The 8,177-nt window shown below is 66.2% G+C and carries 9 protein-coding genes; 6 read left to right on the top strand and 3 right to left on the bottom strand.

Translation table 11 applies throughout. From position 1 onward, the window contains the following. Positions 1-179: 179 nt before the first annotated feature. On the bottom strand, positions 180-1,121 hold the full coding sequence (locus tag KUA19_RS37360) for an SDR family oxidoreductase (RefSeq protein ID WP_217403859.1): 942 nt from the start codon (positions 1,119-1,121) through the stop codon (positions 180-182). Positions 1,122-1,173: 52 nt separating this feature from the next. After that, complete coding sequence (locus KUA19_RS37355) at positions 1,174-1,797, bottom strand: NADPH-dependent F420 reductase (protein ID WP_217403857.1); 624 nt, start codon at positions 1,795-1,797, stop codon at positions 1,174-1,176. 288 nt (positions 1,798-2,085) lie between these two features. Here KUA19_RS37355 and KUA19_RS37350 point away from each other — a divergent pair, with 288 nt between their 5' ends. Further along, entirely contained in the window at positions 2,086-3,003 is a 918-nt protein-coding gene (locus KUA19_RS37350; protein ID WP_254550729.1) for a LysR family transcriptional regulator, read from the top strand. A gap of 499 nt (positions 3,004-3,502) precedes the next feature. After that, the gene (locus KUA19_RS37345; RefSeq protein ID WP_217403855.1) at positions 3,503-3,919 is read left to right on the top strand and encodes a nuclear transport factor 2 family protein; all 417 of its coding nucleotides are present in this window, start codon (positions 3,503-3,505) and stop codon (positions 3,917-3,919) included. A gap of 813 nt (positions 3,920-4,732) precedes the next feature. Here KUA19_RS37345 and KUA19_RS37340 read toward each other — a convergent pair. Beyond that, complete coding sequence (locus tag KUA19_RS37340) at positions 4,733-5,374, bottom strand: TetR/AcrR family transcriptional regulator (RefSeq protein WP_217403853.1); 642 nt, start codon at positions 5,372-5,374, stop codon at positions 4,733-4,735. A 121-nt stretch (positions 5,375-5,495) separates the two neighbouring features. On the opposite strand from KUA19_RS37340, the gene KUA19_RS37335 reads away from it, so the two are divergent. From KUA19_RS37335 to KUA19_RS37325, 4 genes are all read left to right on the top strand, one after another. Further along, positions 5,496-6,230, top strand: a complete 735-nt coding sequence (locus tag KUA19_RS37335) for an SDR family NAD(P)-dependent oxidoreductase (RefSeq protein WP_217403851.1) — start codon at positions 5,496-5,498, stop codon at positions 6,228-6,230. 170 nt (positions 6,231-6,400) lie between these two features. Then, positions 6,401-6,523, top strand: a complete 123-nt coding sequence (locus tag KUA19_RS44260) for a hypothetical protein (protein ID WP_302563609.1) — start codon at positions 6,401-6,403, stop codon at positions 6,521-6,523. A 238-nt stretch (positions 6,524-6,761) separates the two neighbouring features. Next, complete coding sequence (locus KUA19_RS37330; RefSeq protein ID WP_217403849.1) at positions 6,762-7,187, top strand: nuclear transport factor 2 family protein; 426 nt, start codon at positions 6,762-6,764, stop codon at positions 7,185-7,187. Positions 7,188-7,402: 215 nt separating this feature from the next. Continuing rightward, positions 7,403-8,107 (top strand): NAD(P)-binding domain-containing protein, encoded by a 705-nt coding sequence (locus tag KUA19_RS37325; RefSeq protein WP_217403847.1) that lies wholly within the window; start codon positions 7,403-7,405, stop codon positions 8,105-8,107. The last annotated feature ends 70 nt before the right edge of the window (positions 8,108-8,177 follow it).

Raw genomic sequence — 8,177 nt, 5'->3', positions numbered from 1 at the left:
TGATGGCACGGCAGGCACGGGACTCCTGTCGTTGAAGCGTAGAGAACTCCAATGATCGATGAGTCCCGTGCCTGTTCGCTATCCCTGACCGGCCACGCCCAGCTCAACGCCTACTGCCGGTCGCTCTAAGCCGCTTTCTTTGTCATGTGCCGGTCTCGTGGCGATTCGGGTTCTTGCCGTCAGCTGGCGGGGAAGTAGTGCCCGTTGTCCAGATCGGCGAGCAGGCAGGGCTGAGCGGGTTCCCAGCCGAGGGTCCGGCGGGTGATGAGGTTGGACGCCGGGTAGCTCTGCGTGACGATGTTGGCGAGGAGCCCGAAGTATCCCGGCAGCACCAGTTCGTCCACGGGAACGCTCACGGCGGGCAGGTCCAGACGGCTGCCGATGGCCTCGGCGATCTCGCGGAACGGGATACCCCCGTCGTCGACCGCGTGCCAGGATTTGCCGGCCGGGCCCTTCTCCAGCGCCAGGCGGAACAAGGAGGCGGCATCGCGCATGTGCACGGCGTTCCACAAGTTCGCGCCGTCTCCGGGATAGCCGATGAAGCCCTTCTCCTTCGCGAGCGCGATCAGCAGGGGCAGGAAGCCGGCATTGTCGGTCGTGCTGTGCGCGATGTTGGCGATCCGCACGACCGAGGACCGCACGCCCTGCTCGGCGAGGCCGATCACGGTGGTTTCCACGACGTTACGAGCCCGCAGGGTGCCCTTGTGCTCATCGCCGCTGGGCAGGGCCGGGTCCTCCTCGGTGGCCGTTCGGCCCAGGAATCCCTGCCCGGGCGAGCCGATGCTCCCCGCCGCGACCAGCGGCTTTCCGGTTTCTGTCAGTGCCTCGCCGTAGGCGAGCATGATCGGGACCTCCGCGGTCGCCACGGCGTGGATGCCGCCGGAGAAAAGCAGGTCCTGCCGGTGCGCGACGTGGATGACGCCGTCGGAGTCCGCGGCCGCCTCCTTGAGCCCGTCGAGATCCTCGAGGTCGCCGCGACGCACCTTCGCGCCGAGCGTGGATAGCGCCGCCGCGGCGGTGTCCGACCGGGCCAGGCCGGTGACCTCGTGCCCGGCGGCGATGAGCTCGGGGATGATGTACGAACCGGCATGACCGGTCCCGCCAGTGACGAAAACGCGCATGCTTCTGTTCCTTATGAATGAGGTGGCGCGAGAAATGGTGGTGCAGGTGTGCTCAGCTGAGATTGCTGACGCCGAGGGCGAAGTTGAAGTCCCCCACGCCGTGGTTGGCCAGGCTGACCATCAGCAGGCCTGTCCCTTCCAGCCAGTGCGCCATCTCCAGGCCTCCGGCATCCAGGGGACGCAACCCGAGGCTCTCGATGAACGCCGATACGCTCGCCTTGGCCCGCGCGTCGTCGCCGGCGAAGAGCACGTCCAGCGGGCGGCCCGGGGTCAGGACGTGGCCGAAGACGGTGTTGAACGCCTTCACGACGTGCGCGCTCGCCGGGGCGGCGTTGGCGATCTCCTGAGCGGCGGAAGTGCCGTCAGGGGTGGTCAGCCCGGTGGCGTCGGCTTTCATGGGGTTGGTGACGTCGATGATGACCTTTCCGGCCAGCGCGTTCCCGTACTGGGTGACGACCGGCACGGCGCTGGCGTTCGGAACGGCGAGGATGACGATGTCGCCGGCCGGGGCGGTGCCGAATGTCCCGGCCGTGGCGCCGCCGCCGAGCGTGGCGGCCAGGTCCTTGGTCTTGGCCGGGTCGCGGCCGATGACCTCGACGGCGTGGCCGCCCTCGACCGCGCGGGTGGCGAGAGCGCGGGCCATGTTCCCCAGGCCGATAATGCTGATGCTGCTCATGGAGTGCCAACTTTCTGGAGTAGCATTTTCGGAAAGAACGCCACGCCCACTACGTTGTTGTTAACGGTTGTGTCGTCGATGCCATCGAATGACACGACGGATGGCCCAATTCCAGACGGCTAATCCTAGTTCTGGGGACCTACTACCAAATCCCGACGTCGAATTCTTGTTCCGGATTCGCTCCGGCCGATCGGGTACCTCTTGAGAATGTCATTGGCCTGAGCGGGTGTCCAAGACCTATTCCAACGATTGCGATACCCTGGAGGCATCGCCGTAGCGGGAGGCTCCATGGATTTGGATCTGGACCTGCGCAAGTTGCGCTACTTCGTCGCCGTCGCCGACCGGCTGCACTTCGGCCGCGCCGCCGATGAGCTGCACATCGCGCAGCCGGTGCTCAGCCGGCAGATCCGCGCGCTGGAACACGATCTCGGCACCCCGCTGCTGATCAGGGACAGCCACGGCGTGGAACTGACCGACGCCGGCAGGCAGTTGTTGACCGACGCAGGCCCGCTGCTGGCCTCCGCGCACGCGGTCCGCCGCCGGGTGACCGCGGCCGCGCGCGGCAGCCAGCGGCTCATGGTCGGCTTCCGCGCGGGCATCACAGCCACCCCGGCGGTACGGGAGTTCGCCATCCGGCACCCGGACGTGATCGTCGACGTACAGCGGCTCGAATCCGACGACCAGGCCACGATGCTGCTCGACGGCCGCATCGACATCGGTTTTGTGCGGCTGCCCATCGACGAAACCGGCTTGCGCGTCACCCCGCTGTACACCGAGCCGCGGGTGGCAGTGCTTCCCGCCGGCCACCGATTGGCCGGCAAGGAACAGATCACCGAGGCCGACCTGGCCGGCGAGCCGCTGCTCTGGCACGCAGACCCGAGCACGCAGCCCACCAAGCGTCCGCACCCCAACGCCGGATACCTGGTGCGCGGGGTGGACGAGACGCTCGAACATGTCGCGGCCGGCCGGGGCATCTCGTTCCTGGCCCGTTCGGCGACCGTGTTCTACTCACATCCGGAAGTCCGCTATGTGCCCGTCACAGATCTGGCGCCCGACCAGGTGTGCCTCGCGGTGGCGGAATCGCGCATCTCGCCGCTGGTCGACGACTTCCTCACCGCGGCTCAGGCGACGTCCGGCATCACAGCAGAATGCGGTAACTATGAAATGTGGCAGCTTGGAGGCGAAGCCGCTTCAAAGCACAGTTGAGCAGTTCGACCGACAACAGCATCGCCGACAAAAGGCACGCGGCCACAGCAATGGAAAAGGCATTGAGTTCAAAAGCGGGCGCGGAGGCGCCTCGTTACCCCCAGCGGCAGTTCTGGTGCGCAGGAGATCGCCAAGGCGCCCCTGTCAGCGCGCTTGTCGTAAAAGGCGTTCAACACCCTCTTCAGCCACGTACTTGCTCGGGGTGGAGGGCCTCGACGCCGTTCATCGCAGCCGACGATCCCGAGGCCAAGGCGCGCGTCTCACCGTTCCTCGAGAGTCTCGGGCTGCGTACGTTGGATGTCGACGGCCTGCACATGGCCCAACGCTCGAGGCGCTCGGCTTGAAGTCATCGGCGTGGCCCGAAACGGCGCCGGCACCTTCGATAGCGCCTTGAACGTCGATATCGACTGAATCACCGACACCACGTCATCGCCGGCAGGTTGGCAACGTATCCGATTAGATCGCACACGATCCGACGTAAGGGAACGGAGACATCCCGATGGGCATCGATGAGAATGTCCAGATTGTGAAGGACTTTCTTGAAGCAATCGGCCGTGGCGATCTGCAAGGTCTGCTGGCGTTGTGTGCCGAAGATATTGAGTGGATTATTCCTGGCGAGGACTGGCCGCTGGCCGGCACGCGCCGCGGGCACGAGGGATTGGTGGATTTGCTTCAGACGCAATCCGAAGCGGTGGAAACTTCATTCATGGAGCCCCGCGAATTCGTAGCGCAGGGAGACCGTGTGCTGGTCATCGGGTTCGCTAGGGGGAGAATCAAAGCCACGAATAGGACGTGGGACGACCACTGGGTCTTCGCCATTACCGTCCGGAATGGCAAACTGACGAACATCCGGGAGTATATCGACACGCAAGCACTGGCGCGGGCCTCCGAGATGGCTGCGAGCCCCAAGCTCTGATCCAACGAGACCGGCACCATGCGAAACGATTCGTAAAGCCAGCGAATACGTTGAGCAGCGGCACGCCTTGCCGGACACCGAGTGGTCGGCAATCAACTGCGCCAAGGGAGGGCTGCTGATACGCTGCCTCGGAGCGGAGTGGGAAAGACGTCGCGAAGTTTGTCTCCTTCTTCTCCGATGAACCAGACATAGGCGACATTATTTCCGGATTGAAGTAGCACGGGCAGGCTATTCGCGACGCTATCAACGCTTTCGCAAGTGCATTTCCTAATGTTCACCGTGATCTATTCAACATCTGTTGGCCTCGCGCCCCCCGGTAAGGGCGGCCAGCGGCGAGGCCGGAGAACGCGAAAGTGCCTCCTGATCTGGGATGATCTGGCCTGTCTAGAGTCAAGATGGTCCCGCGCGGAAGACATGCCATGACGTTGGGTGTCAAGCCTGGGCGTTCACGTGGTGTGACCAGGCGGTGGTTTCATCGTAGGGCGTGCCGGTCTTGAGGCATCCGTGCAGGATGCCGACGAGCCGATCAGCGAGTTGCCGCAAAGCCGCGTTGTAGTTGGCGCCTCGGCCGCGTTGTCGCTGGTATTAGGCCTTCGCGCCGAGAGAGATACCCGCATTGACGAGTAAGCCTGAGCCATGAGCGCATCCAGAAGCCGGTCGTTGTGGACGAACCGGGCGATGACGGCTTTCTTCCTCCCGGACTGGAACGCTGCGGCCTTCTCAGTCACGTGCTGGCGCCGGGCACGGGTGAGCTCGGCACCGATCTGCGCGATGCTCGGCTGGGACTGTCTCGGTTAGCGAGATGGTCCCCCGTCATCGGTCTCCCACCGGGACGGGAGCAGACGCGGTAGTTCCGCGGTCATCGCTGGGCTGCCGAGGCGATGACGCGGGGATGGCGTTGTCGATGAGGACGACTGCGATGGCGGCGGCGGTGGGGAAGGAGTCGCTGTTGAGGACTCGGGTGCGGGCCGAGGCGCCGTCGATGAGCAGCGCCAGCTGTTCGCCGAGTTGTTCGGGGTTGGTGGCGCCGGCTTCGCGGGCGGTTTCGGTGAGCCGGGCGGCGATGGCGGTCTTGTAGTCGCGTGCGTACTGGGATGCGGGGTGTTGGGGGTCGTGGAGTTCGACGGCCGCCGCGATGTAGGGGCACAGGGGCGTGGACGCCGGCATGTCGAAGGCGGCGAGGAGCCGTTCGCGGGGCGTGAGGTCGGTGCGGTCGAACACTCCGGGCATGACGTCGGGATCGAATCGACGCAGGTATTCCGCGACGAGTTCGTCCTTGCCGGTAAAATGCTGGTAGGCCGTGCGTTTGGACACCTGGGCCACCGCACAGAGTTGGTCCATGCCGGTGCGGTTGATGCCCTGATCGCGAAACATCTGCTGTGACGCGCTGAGGATGCGCTCGCGCGCGCCCCTGCCACGGCGCCGGCCCAGGGGGCCCTTCTCCAACTCCGTCATGTCGCCAGTGTAGCCCTGGTGGGTACGTATCGGTGTACATAGCTTGCGCTTCGGTTGGCCACCCCGATACGGTTACACAAACAGCACGGTGTACATAACTTGACCTCAAGATGGAGTGATCATGGGAAAGCTCGATGGCAAGGTAGCGGTGATCACCGGCGGATCCACCGGCATGGCACTGGCCGGCGCCAAGCTGTTCGTCGAGGAAGGAGCTCACGTCTTCATCCAGGCCCGGCGGCAGGAAGCACTGGACGACGCCGTCAAGCTGATCGGCCGCAACGTCACCGCCGTGCAGGGCGACGCGGCCGAACTGGACGACCTGGACCGCTTGTACGACACCGTCAAGCGGGAAAAGGGCTCGATCGACGTGCTGTGGGCCAACGCCGGGATGGGCGAACCGGCCGTCCTCGGCGAGATCACCGAGGAACAGTTCCACCGCGCCTTCTGGCTCAACGCGCGCGGCACCCTGTTCACCGTGCAGAAGGCACTGCCGCTGATCAACGACAACGGCTCGATCATCATGACCGGATCCAACGCCTCCCTCGGCGCCTTCCCCGGCTGGAGCCTCTACGCCGGAAGCAAAGCCGTCCAGCAGGCCTGGGCCCGAGTCTGGCTCAACGAACTGCGCGACCGCAAGATCCGGGTCAACGTCCTGACCCCCGGCCAGGTCGCCACCGCCAAACAGGAAGAACTGTTCGACGAGGCAACCAGGGCCGCATTCGAGTCCCAGATCCCCCGCGGAAAGATGGGCCGCCCCGAAGAAATCGCCACCGTCGCCCTGTTCCTCGCCTCCGACGACTCCAGCTACGTCAACGGCCTGGAACTGGTCGCCGACGGCGGCACCACCGCCATCTGAACCACACACCACGAATGCCTCTGCCATTCGGCTCGGCGCGCTGGCTCGCCGTGAGGCCGCCGAGGAGCCGGGCGACTCGTCCCGGGAGCTGATCGGTCAGCACATGCGCGCTGGCTACGGCGTGGCAGGAGCCCGGCGCCTGGCAGGGGTCCACCGACGAGGGGATCGAGTTGACCAACGAGATGTGGGGCCGGATCGCGCTCACCGAGATAGGGCTGCACGGCTGGGACCTGGCCACGGCCACCGGCCAGCCCTTCGAGCTGCCTGAAGGCACCCTGCAAGCCGTCTGGTAGTACCTGACCGAGTTCCTGCCGACGCTGCCGGAGCCGGTCCGGGCCTCCTGGGGTACGGCGGCGGCGCCCGTCCCGCCGGACGCGTCCCTGCTGGACCGCATCGTCGGGACGGCCGGCCGCAAGCCGTGAACGAGATCAAATCTCAGTTCGGGAGTTCGTTGCCCTGATGATCTGGCGCGCCGACCCGGGCCTGCGGGTCGGCGCGCCGACCGGCTCTCATACACAACGAGGAGTAGCCATGACCGCGTTCGCCCAGCACCGCGCCACCGTCGAGTCCTTCGTCGACTGCATGCACGGCGGCGCGGACAAAGATGCTCTCGCCCGTGTCCTCGCCGAGAACGTGGTGCTGATCAGCCCGCTCAGCGATGAGCCGCTCACCGGCCGCGAGGCCGTCACGGCAGCCATCCAGGGCGTCGCCGCGGTGGCGACGGACCTCACCTACAAGGAGGTCCTCAGCGGCGAGACCCACCACGCCGCATTCTTCCGGCTGCAGATCGAAGACACGGCGGTCAACGGGATGGACTACATCCTGCTCGACGCGGAAGGCAAGATCGCCGAGTTGACCATATTTTGGCGCCCGCTGCCGTCCGCCGTCGAGATGCAGGGTCACCTCGCGCCTCTCGCCGGCATGCAGCCCTGGGAGCTGCGCACCAACGGAGAGTAACGATCACGGGATGTCCTCGTCCCATGTCCCTGACCTGACCCCCTCTTTTTGGAATAGCGGCAGGTTCACGCATCCCAATCCACCGGCCGAAGACGAGCCGGAGGTCCCGGGAAAGGCGCGGCAGTTGGCCCAGAAACGTCGCGCCCGACGCCTGCGCCTGACCCGGCACGAACGAGACAGAGCGACACCTTGAGAAAAGGAAGAGAGCACACCTCATGAGCAGCATCACCCTCATCGGTACGGGGAACATGGCCCGTACCATCGGCACGCTCGCGGTCGCGGGCGGCAACACCGTAGAGGTCATGGGCCGCGATCAGTCCAAGGCCGATGACCTGGCCAAGGCTCTGGGCGGCGGCGCGACGACGGGAAAGCGGGGCGCCGTCCCGGCCGGGGACATCGTCATCACGGCCCTGTTGTACGACGGTGTCGTTCCGGTCGTCGCCGAGTACGGAGACGCCCTCGCGGGCAAGGTCATCGTCGACATCAGCAACCCCTTCAACCCCACGTTCGACGGACTGGCCCACAGCGAGCAGACCTCGATCGCGCAGCAAGTCGCCAAGGTGGCCCCGGCCAGCGCCAGCGTGGTGAAGGCATTCAACACCACCGCGGCGGCGAGGGTACGACGACACGAGCAGCGTTGGCGCTTCGAACCGGTGCCGTTCGGCGCGGAAATGCACGTCGAGCGGCACGACATCGCGGCTTCGTCGGCGGCGGCGGGGCGGCGGCGGAGCACCGAGCGGGCGCGGCCGGTGGACCCGGTCACCGGACCGCTCGCCCGCGCCACCCTGCTGATGTTCCAGGCCGGCGTCGCCGACCTGATTCTGGCCGTGCATCACCTTGCCTGCCCGCCCGCGTCCGCCCAGCGGTGGCTGACCCGGCTACGGCTTGCGAGCACCGGCGGCGACGATCGGCGCGGCTGACTCACCGTCACGTGGTGGGGGGGGGGCGCCGGAGTGGGGGGGGCGGACCCCCCGCGGGGGGGGGGGTGGG

The organism is Catellatospora tritici (assembly GCF_019083965.1).
In the GTDB taxonomy this organism is placed as follows: domain Bacteria; phylum Actinomycetota; class Actinomycetes; order Mycobacteriales; family Micromonosporaceae; genus Catellatospora; species Catellatospora tritici.
The sequence above is the reverse complement of the archived record's forward strand: the minus strand, read 5'-3'. Positions and strand labels throughout refer to the sequence as shown.